We start from the raw sequence: 15,655 nt of genomic DNA, 5'->3' as shown, positions 1-15,655 counted from the left end.
CCTGCCTATTGTTTTCATTAAATAACGGAATTAAAACACGGCCATATGGAAACAAAACCAGGAGAAATGACGACACTGTCTGAAGTGATGGAAGTACTGAAAGAAAGAGGCTGCGATCATGAATTGCACTTTCTGAAAAACGGGCAGCTGGAGGATACAGACTCCGGCAGGATTTATAATCCCGCAGGGATGAAGATCATCCGGACGTACCGTTTTGAAGGGGATTCCAATCCTTCTGATGCGGCAGTACTCTACCTGCTGGAGAATGAAGACGGTATTGCGGGATATATCATTGACGCCTACGGTGCTTACAGCGATTACGAAGGCGATGCATTCGATAGTTTCATCCGCAATCTGCCGGTGGAAGAGCGGGAATGGTAACATTCAGGGCCACAAAATATCAAAGGGTGACGTGAAAGCTGATTGCTTTTCCGTCACCCTTTTCCTTTCCCCGTTGCGGGGACCTTTTCTCAGAGGATATGGAGGGGTTTAGAACTTAATCACGACTTTGTCGCGGGTAATGCGGTATGTAAAGCCCATGCTATCCTGCAGGGCGTCGAGCATTTCATGGAGGCTTTCCTTGCTGAACTCGCCGCTGATGTTTTTAGACGGCCCGCGGCGGCCTTTCACTTCCATTTCCACGCCATACCAGTCTTCCATCTTCTTAAACGCTGCAGGCAGCGGCGTATTGTTGAACACCAGCCGGTTATTCAGACAATCGCGCTGTTCTTCCAGTTCAAACGTCTCTTTTTCCATCAGATCGATCATTTTATTGGCCAGTACGCTTTGTCCGGCAATGAGATCTTCGGGCTGGTTATCGGAAGGGGAGTGGTACGATTTACGGACGTGGGCAGCACCGCTGAGCACATAAACAAATGCGCCCTGTTGCGATTCGAGGCTGTGCAGGCGGAAGGTGGCGCCGGGTGTAACGGTCTTCAGTTTGTCAGTCCATACCGTTAATTGCGGCCCCTGCGGAACGGAAAAGAATGCTTCCCCGTCCAGGATGAGTTCACGGGTGGCAGGGTAGCCTTCGGGCATATAGAGGCGGGAGCGGGAGTTGAGGATCACGAGGGTACTGTCGGGCAGGCGAACGGCTTTGCGTTCCCCATACCGGCTCTGGTACATGGTATAGCGGGTACCGGGCTGTAACATGGCGGAACTGCGCTGATGACGGCCTGCGAGGTAATACAAGACCCCGCCTGCAATGAGCATAACGAGTATCAGCGCGAGGGCAACGGGCTGCCAGCTACGCCTTTTTTTCATATACAGTGGAAGTCTTGGCCGTCTGATTTGCGTGATTCGTGCACTCATGGTTGGGAATAAAAGATTTGGTGTACGTTGTCCCGGCTACAATATAATAAAAAATTGGCTCAACCTCCTGCTATCCTGAACGTTGTATGTCAGAAAACGATCATAAGAAAAAACAGTTTTTTTTACAACGTACCGATCCCCTTAACTTTGCGGGCCATGGAACAAAAACTACCATTATCATTTGAGAATACGGCCATTGCATTTGAGCATATGACCGACAAAGAACTGAAGAGAGCCAATTTTTTATTCAGCAACATCGGCAAGCCCTGGCTGGTTAAGTTTGGCGCCTTCGCCACACCGCTGGCATTTAAGCTCCACCTGCCGGTGAAAGGCCTCATCAAAAGCACCATCTTCAACCACTTCTGCGGAGGCGAATCTCTCGAGGAAGCCGTTCAGGCAGCTGAAGCCCTCGGCCGTTACGGCGTAGGTGTAGCGCTCGACTATGGTGTGGAAGCCCTCGAAGGCGAAGAAAATTACGATCGCGCCGTTCCTGAATTCCTCCGGGCCATCCAATATGCCGCCGGTAAACCATACATCCCTTTCCTGCCCATTAAGGTTACAGGCTTCGCCCGCTTCTCCCTGCTGGAAAAGATCCATGCACAGGAAGAGCTGAGTGCCGAAGAACAGGCAGAGTTCGACCGCGTGCGCGAACGCATCCGCACCATCTGCGCTGCCGCTGCCAAAGCTAAAATAAGCGTACTGGTAGATGCCGAAGAATCCTGGGTGCAGCAGCCGGTAGATGACCTTACCGACGAAATGATGTCCCTTTTCAACAAAGACAACGTATTCGTTTACAATACCTTCCAGCTTTACCGGCACGACCGGCTCGAGTATCTCAAAAGATCCTGGGAAGAAGCGCAGGCTAACGGCTACCACCTCGGCGCCAAGCTGGTTCGCGGTGCTTACATGGAAAAAGAGCGCAAGCGTGCGGAAGAACTCGAGTATACTTCCCCCATTCAGCCCAATAAAACATCGGCCGATGAGGATTATGACGATGCCCTCCGCTTCTGCCTCGACCGCCTGGATTCCCTGGCCGTATTCATTGGAACGCATAACGAAGACAGCTGTATGCTGGCTGCCCGCCTGATGGATGAGAAGAAGATCCCGCATAACCACCCCCGTGTCAGCTTCTCGCAGCTGTATGGCATGAGCGATAACATCACCTTCAACCTGGCGCATGCGGGCTACCGTGTGTCCAAATACCTGCCGTATGGCCCGGTAAAAGAAGTGATGCCCTACCTCATCCGCCGGGCACAGGAGAATACCTCTATTGCCGGCCAGATGGGCAGGGAACTGGGGTTGATCCGTAAAGAGATGAAACGCAGGGGTTTATAACAGTCCTGTCGTAAAATAACGGCCGCTTCCTTCCCGGGAGCGGCTTTTTTTATTCTGTTCACTGCTGTAACATTTCCGGGATATAGTACGTCTTACACATACTAATCCGCCGGTTTAATGGCGGAGTTGAACGGAAACCATACTTATTTCTTTTGCTACGTAGAAGAAAAAGGGCGCCTCTTTACAGGGGCGCCCTTCTTGTTTTTATCGTTCTCCTCTAATCAGTTTCCTTCTGTAAGCGGGATGGGGAATTTTTCCCAAACCTTATCTCCCGGCCGGGGATTGGGCAGGTCGGCCAGTCTGTTATACCGGCGCATATCTATCCAGCGGTGGCCTTCTGCGAACAGGGAGTACCGGCGGTGATACAACATTTCGTTGATCAGCGCGGCCTGTGTTATACCGCCTGCATAAGGCGTCAGGTTATGATCTACGCGGAGGCGGTTAATAGCCACAATGGCATCCGGTATCTGGTTCAGCTGGATTTTAGCTTCCGCATAGATCAGGATCAGTTCCTCGTTGCGGATAATGAATACCGGTGCTTCATTGCTTTTATGGATCCATACATCGCGGTTGCTGACAAGCCCCAGCTGGGAGGCTGGTTCTGTACGCAGTGTGGCCTTTGCAATGCGGTCGTCGCCCGGGAGGATCTGGGCCACATAATAGGGAGTAGCTACCCTGAACTCACCGGAAGTGGTGTTTTGCGGCAGGAACAAGGGGTTCAGCTGGTCGCCGGATTTATTACTGAATGAATGGAAATACCCGTTTTCGAACGGACCGTTAAGGTCAAAGAAAGACTCGTTCAGTGCTGTGAGCGCTGCTGCCCATTGCTGCCGGTAAATGGCCACACGAGCTGCAAGGGCGCGGTTGAACTTAATGACAGCCGCTGCATTGGTAGCGCCGATGGTAATGGGGAAAGCTATTTCGGAACCGGTAAGCTCCGCCTTACCCGCGTCCAGCAACGCAGCAATATCGGCCAGCGATTCAGGATACCCTTTAAACGGCCCGATGTTATTGGGGTCTTTCACATCGGTACGCACCCCGTTGGTATACGTCATGTTCAGGTTCATCAGCAGTTGATAAGCCATGATGGTTTTGGTGTAACCGGTATAGCCTTTCTTCTGCGCATCCGAAAGGTAAGTGGCATTGGCCACCACGTCGTGGATGATATTGCCCTGGCGCACTACGCGGTAGCGGGCAGACCATGGGTTGGTGATGTAGAAAGTATTATTGTCCAGCGCACCATCGCCCATGAGCTCTTTGGTATACCGCGGCTCTGAGGCAGACATGCGGTAGATCTCCCGGCCTATGAGGCCGATGGCGTCGTAGTAGGTGGCTAAACTGTTACGCGTGCCGGATTCCAGCCCCACCATGAGGTTATCGAGCTTGACCTTGGTGCCGTTGCGTATGGCGTCGTCCACGATGGGACTGTTGAGGTTGGGAATTTCTCCCTTCTGGCAGGCAGCCAGACCGATGAGCGATCCCAACAATATGATCAGATGCTTTTTCATGTTAAATTCTTTTCGGTTAAAACAATCAGAACGTTACAGTCACGTGGAAAGTGGCGCGCTTCGATGCCGGGTAAGGCATTACTTCCACACCGGAAGACAAGCCGTTGCTGCCTCTTGAAGTGGCGGTGGAAAGCGTGTTGGAACCGAAGTTGGAAGATTCCGGATCGTAGCTGTTATACTTCGTCCAGGTAATCCAGTTGTTCAGTGATGCGCCTATATTCACACCGGTGATGTATTTGTTCCGTGGAACGGGCACTTCGTAGTAAAGCCCTATTTCACGAATGCGCACGTAAGACGCGTCCTGCACAAATCCTGCGGCTTCGCCTTTACCGAATGCGGTATTGCGGTCGTCGCCATCTTTAATACCGTTACCATTCTTATCATCGTCATAGTCGGGCGAGGTCTGGTTAAGATCGTTCAGCAGCTGGGTGAGGTTGATGTTGTCACCACCTTTTTTCCAGTGCAGCATAAAGCGTAAGCTGAAATTTTTGAGGAAACTGATTTCGTTGAGCGTGCTCAGCTGGAAGTCGGGTTCAGAATTCCCGAGCACTCCTATACCGGGTGTGGCGCCCAAGGTACCGATGATCTGGGTGGCTGATTTGCCTTCTTCGATATAGAAGTTACCCAGCGAGTTGCCGAAGGCGCCCATGGGGAAGGGAGGAATCAGCAGCTTGGTGATCTTCGATTTGTTTTTCCAGAAATTGACATGCGTGTTCCAGCGGAAGTTCTTCGTGTTAACGGGTATGGCACCGATACCGATTTCGATACCCTGGTTGCGAAGGTCACCCGCGTTGAGCCACTGTGCCGTAAAGCCGGTAGATGGCTGCAGGTTACGGCGGATGAGGAGGTCGTAGATGTTTTTGTTATAGTAGGTAGCCTCCAGGGTTAACCGTCCGTTGAGGAAGCTCACGTCTAACCCGGTTTCGAACTCAGCCTGTTTCTCCTGCTTGATGTCGGGGTTACCCAGCTGGTTATCTACCAGTACACCGCCGTTGCCGCCGATGTTGTTAGGCAGTGCGGCCAGGAACCTTGCACCGTAAGGCGCTACGTTACCCGACTGCCCGTAAGCTGCGCGGATCTTTAAGCTGTTGATGAGCTGCATCTTCCAGAATGGCATTTTTGCCAGGTTCCAGGAGAAGGATGCTTTGGGCAGCACGAAGTATTTCTTATAGTCGCCGTTGTTGGTAGACCGGTCGAAGCGTACACCTGCGCCAATGGAAATAGCGTCCATGATCAGCACATCTTCCTGAATGAAAATACCATTATCGCGGTATTTGGTACGGAATTGCTGCAATGCGGCGTTGGCGGCCATGTCTACGTTCGTTTGCAACGGCGTGGTGTTGGTAGCCGTGGCAACGATGAGGTCGAGGTAATTGGTTTCCAGCGTGGCGCCCAGCGATGTGGTGAAGTTCAGTTTGGTGTTGGCAGCAAACTGGTTTACGAGGATGCCGGCGAGGTTGGAGTTGAGGTTGCTGGTATTACCCTGTATAGACGCACCTTCCAGGTTGTCTTTCATAAATGGAAGGGAGCGGGGGAAGATGGCTTCCGTTTTCAGGTGGAAGTAATCCACACCTCCGCGAACAATGAGGCGGGTATTGGTTTTGGTGTTTTCCTGCAGGTTCACCTTGATTTCACCGCCGGTGATCACGCGGTTAACGGATTCATTGTTCCGCATTTTATCGCGTGTTTCGATGGGGTTCTGTCCGCCTACGAGCAGGGGATAGTTGCCATTGGCATCGGGCAGCAGGGGCACATACTCCGGAGCAGCGGAAAGGGCAACGCCATAGCTGACAGAGTTGTTGTCGTTATTGGTAAGGCCGCGGTCTGCCGATGTTTTCATATACGTGGCACGCAAACCAACGGATATGCGGTTGTTGAGTTTGTGGTCTACGTTCAGGCGCAGGGAGTTATTGGAATAGCCGGTGTTTTTAATGATACCGTCTTCATCCTTACGGTTGGCGGAGAAAAAGACGCCGGTGCGTTCGTCGCCCCCGGTTACGCTTACATTGGTGTTGAGGAGCAGGCCTTTTTCACCGTACATTTCTTTTTCATGATCAAACAGTTTACCGGCGTTTCTTGCGGCGATAAATGCATCTCTTGCTGCGGCGCCGCCTTTATCGAAAGCGGTTTGTTCGGTGAAGTGCCGCATGCCGAGAAGTTTGCGGGCCTGCGTCCAGCCCACATCCTGCCTGGCACGTACCACGGTGCGCCCTGCCTGGCCTTTCTTGGTGGTGATGATAACCACGCCTGCTGCGGCTTTGGAACCGTAGATGGCGGCAGCGGAGGCACCTTTAAGTACTTCGATGTTTTCGATATCATCCGGGTTGATATCTGCTACGCGGCTGGAAGGGTTATCCTGGTATTGTTCGTTCCCTGCGCGCGAAGCTGCGGTGATGATGTTGAGGTTTGCGGGAACGGATACGTTACTGATAAAGATACCATCTACCACATACAGCGGCTGGCTGTTGGAGAAGATGGAAGTAACGCCGCGCATTTTAACGGACATACCGCCACCGGGAGCGCCGGAGTTGGCGGTGATGAGTGCGCCGGGAATCTTACCGCTGAGTGCAGCGTCGAAGGTTTGGGCAGGAGCCACACCGTACAGCTCTTTGGCGGAAATAGTAGCCACGGCGTTGGCGAGGTTACTGCGTTTTACGGAAGTGGCAAGGCCGGTGATTACCACTTCATCCAGGTTGGCGAAGTCTTCTTCCAGCTGAATGTTCATTGCGCCGGCGGAAGCTGCCTGCTGCACGGTTTTGTATCCTGTGAAGGAAAATACGAGGGTGTTGCCCACATTGGCTTCGAGGCTGAAGCGGCCCTGTATGTCTGATACGGTTCCGCGGTTAGTGTTTTGGATACGGACCGTTACTCCGGGCAATCCGTTGCCCTCTTTGTCCGTAACGCGGCCGCTTACACGCTGCTGGGCATGCGCCGATATGGCACTGCAGAGCAGGATGAGCAGCCAGGTACATTGTTTTAGGAAATGCATGTTCTGGCGATTTAGAGGTTTGATAATAGAGGAGGTTGATAAAAATGTGGTTTAACAGGAAATGCTACGAATCTGTGGCGTTGTGCATGTTGTAATTGATTTAGAGGTTGATAATACGTGTTACTGGCAGGTAGTGGTAATGCATACGGGTTCGCACGGGCTATAGCCGCGTGAATTCATGGCATCCTTCCGGCGGGTTAATGCCGGCTTGCTTCGGGTCTGGATTCTGTTGCATATGTCTTAATTGCGTACCTGCGTCCTGCCGGGCTGCTTCCGGCATACTGATATGGCCTTTCTGCTACATACATCTATAGTTGTCTTGCCCCTGCCCGATTTAATTGTTTTGATAAGTCCTGTTTTTCAATTCGTGGCGCTGCTATTGCTATTTGCGGTTCCAGGTGCTGTTTTTCAATTCTTTATAACACGGATGTTAGGCTCCGTGCCGGTTTATGCTGTTGTAACGTCGTGGGGGCATACTCACTTTTGCAGATTAACGAAATTTGAGAAAAATGAGATTTGTTTATGTGCAGCTTTTAGGTTATATTAATCCATCCTGTAATTTGTACTGTTATCCGGGCACATTCATGAGGTTATCCACATGATGTCAGGAGAAAACTGGCCCGGAATTCTGCATTTACCATTAAGTTTGCAGTGTATATGGAACAGTATAAAGACCTTCTCCAACATATCCTTGATCATGGAGCAGATAAAACGGACCGTACCGGCACCGGTACCCGTAGCTGCTTCGGTTACCAGATGCGGTTCGACCTTGCAAAGGGATTCCCCATGGTTACCACCAAGAAACTTCACCTTAAATCCATCATTTACGAACTGCTGTGGTTCCTCAACGGCGATACCAACGTACGCTATCTGCAGGACCACGGGGTGAAGATATGGGACGAGTGGGCCGATGCGGATGGCAACCTGGGCCCCGTTTATGGCAAACAATGGCGCAGCTGGGAAGGCGCCGACGGTAAAACCTATGATCAGATCCGCGACGTAGTGGACCAGATCAAAAAGAACCCCGACTCCCGCCGCCTCATCGTAAACGCCTGGAATGTGGGAGAACTGCCCGAAATGGCCCTCAGCCCCTGCCACTGCCTCTTCCAGTTCTATGTGGCAAACGGTAAGCTCAGCTGCCAGCTCTACCAGCGCAGTGCCGACGTTTTCCTCGGTGTCCCCTTCAACATCGCCTCATACGCCCTGCTGACGCTCATGATCGCACAGGTATGCGGACTGCAGCCCGGCGAATTCGTTCACAGCTTCGGGGATGTACATCTGTACAATAACCACTTCGAGCAGGCTCGCCTCCAGCTGGAACGCGAACCTTTCCCCCTGCCGGTTATGAAGATTAACCCGGATGTGAAAGATATCTTCTCTTTCAAATACGAAGATTTTACACTGGAAAACTACCAGTCTCACCCACATATCAAAGCCCCCGTTGCCGTATGATTTCTGTTATTGTAGCCGCATCTGAAAATAACGTCATCGGCATCAACAACCAGCTTCCCTGGAAGCTGCCCGACGATTTCAAATTCTTTAAGAACACCACCTACGGGTTCCCCATCATCATGGGCCGCAAAACCTGGGAATCCCTCGGCGGGAAGCCCCTCAAAGGCCGGCATAATATCGTCATCACCCGGCAGGAGGATTATGCCGCCGAAGGCGTTACCATTACCAACTCCCTCGCCGGTGCCCTGGCCATTGCGGAGAGGGATGATGTGAAAGAGATTTTTGTGATAGGAGGGATGGAGATCATCCGGCAGGCGTGGAACCAGGTAGACCGTATCTACCTCACCCGTGTGCACGGCACTTTCGAAGGCGATGCCTTCTTCCCCGACGTGAACCCCGCGGAATGGAAGCGCGTACATGCAGAAGAGCATCCTGCTGATGACAGGCATGCCTATGCCTTCACGTTCGAGACGTGGGAGCGCATTTAGTTTTCCCTTGATGTTTACTTGAAAATTACGGTACCTACAGCCTCTGTAAGCTCCTTCATGATCTGCTTGAGGTGCTTATCCATCTCAAGGCAGCGAACCTGTGCTTCATAGTCTGTGGCTACGCTTAGCTCCTGCTGGTTTTCCGCGATCAGTTTCTGGATCTTACGGATGATGAGGTAGTTGCTGCAGCTGATGGTATCGCGCCGGAAAGCATCGTCTCCATACACGGTTTTGATCTCGAACCTGTCTCTCCATGCCGCGCTCAGCTCGGCTTCCTTGTCTTCCAGAATAATGGCCACGTTCCGCGCCACCTCATCATCGGGGTGGTAAAGGAACATCTTTTTATCCGGGATGGTGCCCTGGTCGTACGATTCCTTGTATTCGCGGAGGATGCGTTTTACCACTTCGTTTTCCGACAGGGATTCGAAATCGTATGGCAGGTGGAAGATGTAATCGGCCACGGTGGTCTGCTGTTCTTCATCGAAGATCTTATCACCGAAGCGCAGCAGTATCTTGATGAGTTCCCTTTCCTGCCGCTCGGAAGTGTTGAAGATATTCTCTGTGGGAGCAGCGGGAGCATCGCCGCCATCGGGGAAGTACTCGGGGTACATTTCCGCGAGGGAAGGACCGTCGTCCTGCGGGGGAGGGGCGTCGAAACCGCCTTTCTTTTTATTGGAAGGTTCGTTGAGCGCCTGTTTGGCAAGGCGTTCGCGGATGAATTTGTTTACAAGGTCTACCAGCCGCTCTTCATCGATCTTCAGTAACTGGCTGCACTGGCGGATGTAATCCTGCTGGCGGGTGAAATCCTCTACTTTGTCGATCCGCGCAATGGTTTCCGCGATCTCGTTTACCAGCTGAGATTTGCGGGAGGTATCGTTGCCCGCTTCCTTCATGGAAACGTGCAGCTTGAAAAGGACGAAGTCCTGCTTGTTGTCGAGAATAAACTGTCGGAACGCTTCTGCGCCTATCTTTCTTACGTAGCTGTCCGGATCTTCCTTATCGGGGATAAGGGCCAGCTTCACGTTCAGGCCTTCTTCAATGGCCATGTCCAGCCCGCGGAGCGCTGCTTTCACACCTGCGTTATCGCCATCGTACAGAATGGTGAGGTTATTCGTGTACTTCTTGATGAGCCGCAGCTGATCGGTAGTGAGCGAGGTGCCCGACGATGCCACCACGTTTTCGATACCCGCCTGATGCAGGGATATTACGTCGGTATAGCCTTCCACCAGCAGGCACTCATCGTGCTTGTCGATGGCATGCCGCGCGAAGTAGGTGCCGTAGAGCACCTTGCTTTTAACGTAAATATCGTTCTCCGGGGAGTTGATGTATTTGGGAGCCTTGTCGGATTTAACGAGGATGCGCGCGCCGAAGCCCAGTACTTTCCCGCTCTGGTTGTGAATGGGGAAGATGACACGGCCGCGGTAGTTATCTATCGGCTGATCGTTGCGGACGGTGACTAGGCCCGTTTTCTGCAGGTATTCGAGGTTGTAGCCCTTATGCTGCGCTTCGCGGACGAAGGCTTCCCGGAGGTTAAGGGCATACCCCAGCTGGAACTTGCGTACGATCTCTTCCGAAAAGCCGCGCTCTTCGAAATAGGAGAGGCCCACGTTCTGTCCTTCGTCGGTTTCAAACAGTGTTTTTACGAAGTAGTCGCGGGCGAAGTTATTGATAATGAACAGGCTCTCTGCCTGCTGCTGGCGGGCTTTGACTTCAGGGCTTACCTCCGTTTCTTCTATTTCCACCTGGTACCGCTGTGCCAGCCACCGGATGGCTTCCACATAGGAGTACTTTTCGTGCTCCATGACGAAGTTGATGGCGTTGCCGCTTTTGCCGCAGCCGAAGCACTTGTAGATTTCCTTGGTACCGGAAACGGTGAAAGAGGGGGATTTTTCGTTATGGAAAGGACAGAGGCCCATGTAATTGGCGCCCCGTTTCTTCAGTTTCACGAAAGCTCCTACCACATCAATGATATCGATGCGGTGGAGGATCTGTTGTATGGTATTCTGAGTGATCAATGCCGGTAGTAGTGTATCTGCAAACTTAACGGAATTTTAGCGAACGGCGGGCGTTTTGGCGGCAGTCGGTCAATTCGGTATATTTGTCAGATTCCACCAAAACACCCGGAAAAATCAGTTATGAAAGAAGTATTTATCGTATCCGTAGCCAGAACCCCCATCGGGGCATTCAACGGCGCACTGGCCTCCGTGCCTGCCACCACATTGGGCGCAACGGTGATCACGGCCGCATTGGAGCGTGCCGGCGTAAACAAGGAGCAGGTGCAGGAAGTATACATGGGTAATGTGATCAGCGCCAACATCGGCCAGGCGCCCGCCAACCAGGCGAGCCTCTACGCCGGGTTGCCCAACACCGTACCCTGTACAACGGTTAATAAAGTATGCGCATCCGGTATGAAAGCCATTATGCTTGGCGCCCAGAGCATTATGCTGGGCGATAACGACATTGTGGTGGCCGGTGGCATGGAATCCATGAGCAACATCCCGTACTACCTCGATAAAGCCCGTAACGGCTACCGCCTTGGCCATGGTTCCGTGATCGACGGCATCCTGCGCGACGGGCTGTGGGACCCTTACAAGGACTTCCATATGGGCAACGCCGCCGAGATCTGCGCCACGGAGTATAAAATTACCCGGGAAGATCAGGATAACTACGCCAAACAGAGCTACCAGCGCTCCGCTGATGCGTGGAGCAAAGGCTACTTCGCCGGGGAAATCGTTCCGGTGAGCACAGGCGGTAAAACGCCGGTTACCGTGAGCGACGATGAAGAATACAAGAAAGTGAATTTCGATAAAATGACCACGCTGAAGCCCGCTTTTCAGAAAGACGGGACGGTGACGGCTGCCAATGCTTCCAAGATCAACGACGGTGCTGCCGCCGTGGTACTGGTAAGCGGGGAGAAGGTAAAGGAACTTGGCCTGAAGCCGCTGGCGCGTATTGTAAGCTTTGCGGATGCCAGCCAGGCGCCGGAATGGTTTACTACCACCCCCGTGCTGGCCGTAAATAAAGCGCTGACTAAAGCGAAACTGGGTATGGGCGATATGGATTTTGTGGAAATTAACGAAGCTTTTTCCTGCGTGGCGCTGGCCAACGGGAAAGATCTGGGCATCCCCAACGAAAAACTGAACGTATGGGGCGGCGCAGTGGCACTGGGGCACCCTATCGGCTGTTCCGGGGCGCGTATCATCGTTACCCTTACCTCCATCCTGCGGCAGGAAAACGGCCGTTTCGGCGTAGCCGGGATCTGTAATGGGGGAGGCGGTGCCAGTGCAATGGTGATAGAGAAAATCTAATTCCTTTGCTTTTTGGGAAACAAACGATAAATTTGCCCTGCCTTTTCAAAAAGGAACATCATTAAACATATAGTAAAGAATCAAATGCGTCAGATAGCCTTCAGACAAGCCTTAAGAGAAGCCATGCAGGAAGAAATGCGCCGTGACGAACGGGTGTTCCTGATGGGAGAGGAAGTGGCAGAGTACAACGGTGCCTACAAAGTTAGCCAGGGAATGCTCGATGAGTTCGGCGCCCGCCGCGTGATCGATACCCCGATCGCAGAGCTTGGTTTTACCGCAATCGGCGTAGGTGCTGCCCAGAACGGACTTCGTCCCGTGGTGGAATTCATGACCTGGAACTTCGCCGTACTGGCCCTCGACCAGATCCTCAATACCGCCTCCAAAATGCTGGCAATGTCCGGCGGACAGGTGGGTTGCCCCATCGTTTTCCGTGGAGCTAACGGTTCCGCAGGCCAGCTGGGTGCACAGCACTCTACCGCATTTGAAAGCTATTATGCCAATATCCCAGGCCTGAAAGTGATCTCCGTATCTAATCCTTACGATGCGAAAGGTCTCCTCAAAGCCGCTATCCGCGACGAAGATCCCGTGGTTTTCATGGAATCCGAGCAGATGTATGGCGATATGGGTGAAGTTCCTGAAGAAGAATACATCATCCCCATCGGTAAAGCAGATATCAAACGCGCCGGTAAAGATGTTACCATCGTGTCTTTCAACAAAATGATGAAAGTAGCCCTCGGCGCAGCCGAAGAGCTGGCAAAAGAAGGTATCGAAGCCGAAGTAATCGACCTCCGTACCATCCGTCCCCTCGACTGGTTCACCATCCTGGAGTCTGTTAAGAAGACCAACCGCCTCGTGATCGTGGAAGAGCAATGGCCCTTCGCCAGCATATCCTCCGAGATCTCTTACCGCATCCAGAAAGAAGGTTTCGACTACCTGGACGCGCCTATCCGCCGTATCACCGCTGTGGATGCTCCCATGCACTACGCTCCCAACCTCGTAAAACTGTACCTCCCCGATGTGGAACGTACCGTGAAACTGGTGAAGGAAGTAATGTACATGAAGAAATAGAAGTCAACTTTACAGTGCATATTTACAGCTGCGCTCCCAACAGGGGGCGCAGTTTTTTTATGCCCATTACCTAAGCCCGCATCCTGCTACCCGGTATACCTGCCATCAGGATATTGCAGTACGAAAACAATACCGGAAGCATACGGGAAGAGTACGGGAAGAGGGCGTCAACAGTACGGCAAATGGACTTCAAGTGAAGAGAGTAGGTGGAGGTGAGGTGGACATGAGGTGGACTTGATGCGTATATGTAGCTGGTTAACAAAGAGATAGGGAAAGGGGGAAACAGGGCTAAAATAGCGAACCGTGCCCCCGAAGAGGCACGGCCGGATTGACTGATGGTTGATGATATAAAGAGTTGAATTATTGTCCGAAAAGGTCGGTACTCAGATATCGGTCGCCCCGGTCACAAATAATGGCAACAATCACGCCACTTGTAAGCTCCCGGGAAAGCCTCACAGCCGCCGCTACAGCACCTCCGCTGCTCATACCGCAGAAAATGGCTTCCTCACGTGCCAGGCGGTTCGTCATAACACGGGCTTCGGCTTCTGAGATATCCATAACCCTGTCTACCCGCTGCCGCTCGAATATCTTAGGCAGGTAAGCTTCCGGCCATTTACGGATACCGGGTATCTTGCTGCCGTCTGTAGGCTGGCAGCCTACTATCTGAACTTCCGGGTTTACTTCTTTCAGGAACCGGGAAACACCCATAATCGTGCCCGTAGTGCCCATGGCAGATACGAAGTGGGTGATGCCATGCTGCGTATCGCGCCATATCTCGGGGCCGGTAGTACGGTAATGCATACCATAGTTATCGGGGTTGGCGAACTGGTTCAGCATATGAAAACCGCCTTTAGCTACCTGTGCATGGGCGTAATCAATGGCACCTTCCATGCTTTGCTCCTTTGGCGTGAGGGTAACCTTTGCGCCAAAAGCTTCCATGGTCAGCACGCGCTCGCGGGTAGCATCTTCCGGCATCACGATCTCTATCTCCACATTGAAGAGGTTGGCGATCATGGCCAGGGCAATGCCTGTGTTTCCACTGGTGGCTTCTATCAGTTTAATACCGGGGCGTATCTCTCCGCGGTCCAGCGCTCCTTTGATCATGCCATAGGCCGCCCTGTCTTTCACACTGCCGCCGGGGTTAGTGCCTTCCAGCTTGGCGTAAATAGTTACATCGGGATTTTCCGGGATGCGCTGCAGGGCCACCATGGGGGTGTTGCCCACTAAATCCAAAACTGAGCTCATACTTTTTAAGTGACTTTTATACTTCCGTCTGCTTTATAATATATCCTGGAAAGCGGCTCCACCGATTTGATGAGCCACACGTTCCCTCCGATTACGCTGTGATGGCCGATTACCGTATCGCCCCCCAGAATGGTGGCGCCAGCGTAGATCACCACGCCTTCCTCAATAGTGGGGTGGCGCTTGGCGCGGGCCATCGTTTTATCGATGCTCAGGGCGCCCAGCGTAACGCCCTGGTATATTTTAACATGCGGGCCTATCACGGTGGTTTCACCGATTACGATGCCCGTTCCATGATCAATGCAGAAATACGGTGCGATCTCTGCCGCAGGGTGAATATCCACTCCCGTTTTTGCATGCGCGTATTCCGTAATTACGCGGGGCAGGAGGGGTACTTCCAGCAAATGAAGCCCGTGGGCCACCCGGTAGGCTGCAATGGCGGCAAAGCCGGGATATGCCCTGATTACTTCGTATAGACAGGTAGCCGCGGGATCACCCTGGAGGATGGCTTCCGCATCTTTCGTCAGGTCTGCATAAATACCGGGTACCATCTCCATAAACTGGCGGCTTACCACCTGGGGAGACTCGGTGAGCTGGGTAGGGATGTGCATCAGCAGGTCGTTCAGCTGCATTTCCAGCCGCACGGCATACTGCTCAATGGCTGCATCATCCATCACCCGGCCGCTATGCTCGGGAAAAAGCCAGTTGATCAGGTCGTTGCAGAACTGCCAGACAGCTTCCGAACTGGGATAGGGCACAACGCCGGCCGCAGCGTGCCGCAGTTTCAATAATTCGAGTAGTTGGTGCATCATAACGATAGTTACCTGTGTCGGGCTAAAATTACTGATAAAACCAACAAGATTGGTAGACTTTATGTGCTTAAAACCCCCGTCCATGGATATTTTTTTATTTCAGTGCCGTATAAAGTAAGTGAATTGTGCTACATCGGCCGTT

The 15,655-nt window shown here is 52.5% G+C and carries 12 protein-coding genes; 6 read left to right on the top strand and 6 right to left on the bottom strand.

Going from position 1 to position 15,655, the window contains the following annotated elements; all coding sequences use genetic code 11:
* Positions 1-45: 45 nt before the first annotated feature.
* Positions 46-381, top strand: a complete 336-nt coding sequence (locus tag DEV76_RS08035) for a hypothetical protein (protein ID WP_109696989.1) — start codon at positions 46-48, stop codon at positions 379-381.
* A gap of 108 nt (positions 382-489) precedes the next feature.
* Here the strand turns inward: DEV76_RS08035 and DEV76_RS08030 are convergent, their stop codons facing one another.
* Complete coding sequence (locus DEV76_RS08030) at positions 490-1,263, bottom strand: FecR family protein (RefSeq protein WP_198651985.1); 774 nt, start codon at positions 1,261-1,263, stop codon at positions 490-492.
* A 204-nt stretch (positions 1,264-1,467) separates the two neighbouring features.
* Between DEV76_RS08030 and DEV76_RS08025 the strand changes: the two genes are divergently transcribed.
* The gene (locus tag DEV76_RS08025; protein ID WP_109696985.1) at positions 1,468-2,646 is read left to right on the top strand and encodes a proline dehydrogenase family protein; all 1,179 of its coding nucleotides are present in this window, start codon (positions 1,468-1,470) and stop codon (positions 2,644-2,646) included.
* A 221-nt stretch (positions 2,647-2,867) separates the two neighbouring features.
* Here DEV76_RS08025 and DEV76_RS08020 read toward each other — a convergent pair whose 3' ends face one another.
* Entirely contained in the window at positions 2,868-4,154 is a 1,287-nt protein-coding gene (locus DEV76_RS08020; protein ID WP_109696983.1) for a RagB/SusD family nutrient uptake outer membrane protein, read from the bottom strand.
* Positions 4,155-4,179: 25 nt separating this feature from the next.
* Positions 4,180-7,143 carry a SusC/RagA family TonB-linked outer membrane protein gene (locus DEV76_RS08015; protein WP_109696981.1) on the bottom strand — a complete coding sequence of 988 codons (2,964 nt, stop codon included), beginning with the start codon at positions 7,141-7,143 and terminating at the stop codon, positions 4,180-4,182.
* A gap of 657 nt (positions 7,144-7,800) precedes the next feature.
* On the opposite strand from DEV76_RS08015, the gene DEV76_RS08010 reads away from it, so the two are divergent.
* Positions 7,801-8,595 (top strand): thymidylate synthase, encoded by a 795-nt coding sequence (locus DEV76_RS08010; protein ID WP_109696979.1) that lies wholly within the window; start codon positions 7,801-7,803, stop codon positions 8,593-8,595.
* On the top strand, positions 8,592-9,083 hold the full coding sequence (locus tag DEV76_RS08005; protein WP_109696977.1) for a dihydrofolate reductase: 492 nt from the start codon (positions 8,592-8,594) through the stop codon (positions 9,081-9,083). Before DEV76_RS08010 ends, DEV76_RS08005 begins: the two co-directional genes overlap by 4 nt.
* Positions 9,084-9,097: 14 nt before the next feature.
* Here DEV76_RS08005 and dnaG read toward each other — a convergent pair whose 3' ends face one another.
* Positions 9,098-11,098 carry a DNA primase gene (gene dnaG, locus DEV76_RS08000; protein ID WP_109696975.1) on the bottom strand — a complete coding sequence of 667 codons (2,001 nt, stop codon included), beginning with the start codon at positions 11,096-11,098 and terminating at the stop codon, positions 9,098-9,100.
* A gap of 120 nt (positions 11,099-11,218) precedes the next feature.
* Between dnaG and DEV76_RS07995 the strand changes: the two genes are divergently transcribed.
* Together DEV76_RS07995 and DEV76_RS07990 are read left to right on the top strand one after the other, a co-directional pair.
* The gene (locus tag DEV76_RS07995; protein ID WP_109696973.1) at positions 11,219-12,391 is read left to right on the top strand and encodes an acetyl-CoA C-acyltransferase; all 1,173 of its coding nucleotides are present in this window, start codon (positions 11,219-11,221) and stop codon (positions 12,389-12,391) included.
* 84 nt (positions 12,392-12,475) lie between these two features.
* Positions 12,476-13,459, top strand: coding sequence for a pyruvate dehydrogenase complex E1 component subunit beta (locus DEV76_RS07990; protein WP_109696971.1), 984 nt, complete (start codon positions 12,476-12,478; stop codon positions 13,457-13,459).
* A gap of 360 nt (positions 13,460-13,819) precedes the next feature.
* On the opposite strand, the gene cysM is transcribed toward DEV76_RS07990, so the two are convergent.
* Positions 13,820-14,704, bottom strand: coding sequence for a cysteine synthase CysM (cysM, locus tag DEV76_RS07985; protein WP_109696970.1), 885 nt, complete (start codon positions 14,702-14,704; stop codon positions 13,820-13,822).
* A gap of 5 nt (positions 14,705-14,709) precedes the next feature.
* Positions 14,710-15,513: a serine O-acetyltransferase gene (locus tag DEV76_RS07980; protein WP_232826905.1), complete on the bottom strand. Its 804-nt coding sequence runs from the start codon at positions 15,511-15,513 to the stop codon at positions 14,710-14,712.
* Between the last annotated feature and the right edge of the window lie 142 nt (positions 15,514-15,655).

Origin of the sequence: Chitinophaga deserti, from assembly GCF_003149455.1 — a bacterium.
Classification (GTDB): domain Bacteria; phylum Bacteroidota; class Bacteroidia; order Chitinophagales; family Chitinophagaceae; genus Chitinophaga; species Chitinophaga deserti.
This window is presented reverse-complemented; position numbering and strand designations above follow the sequence as displayed.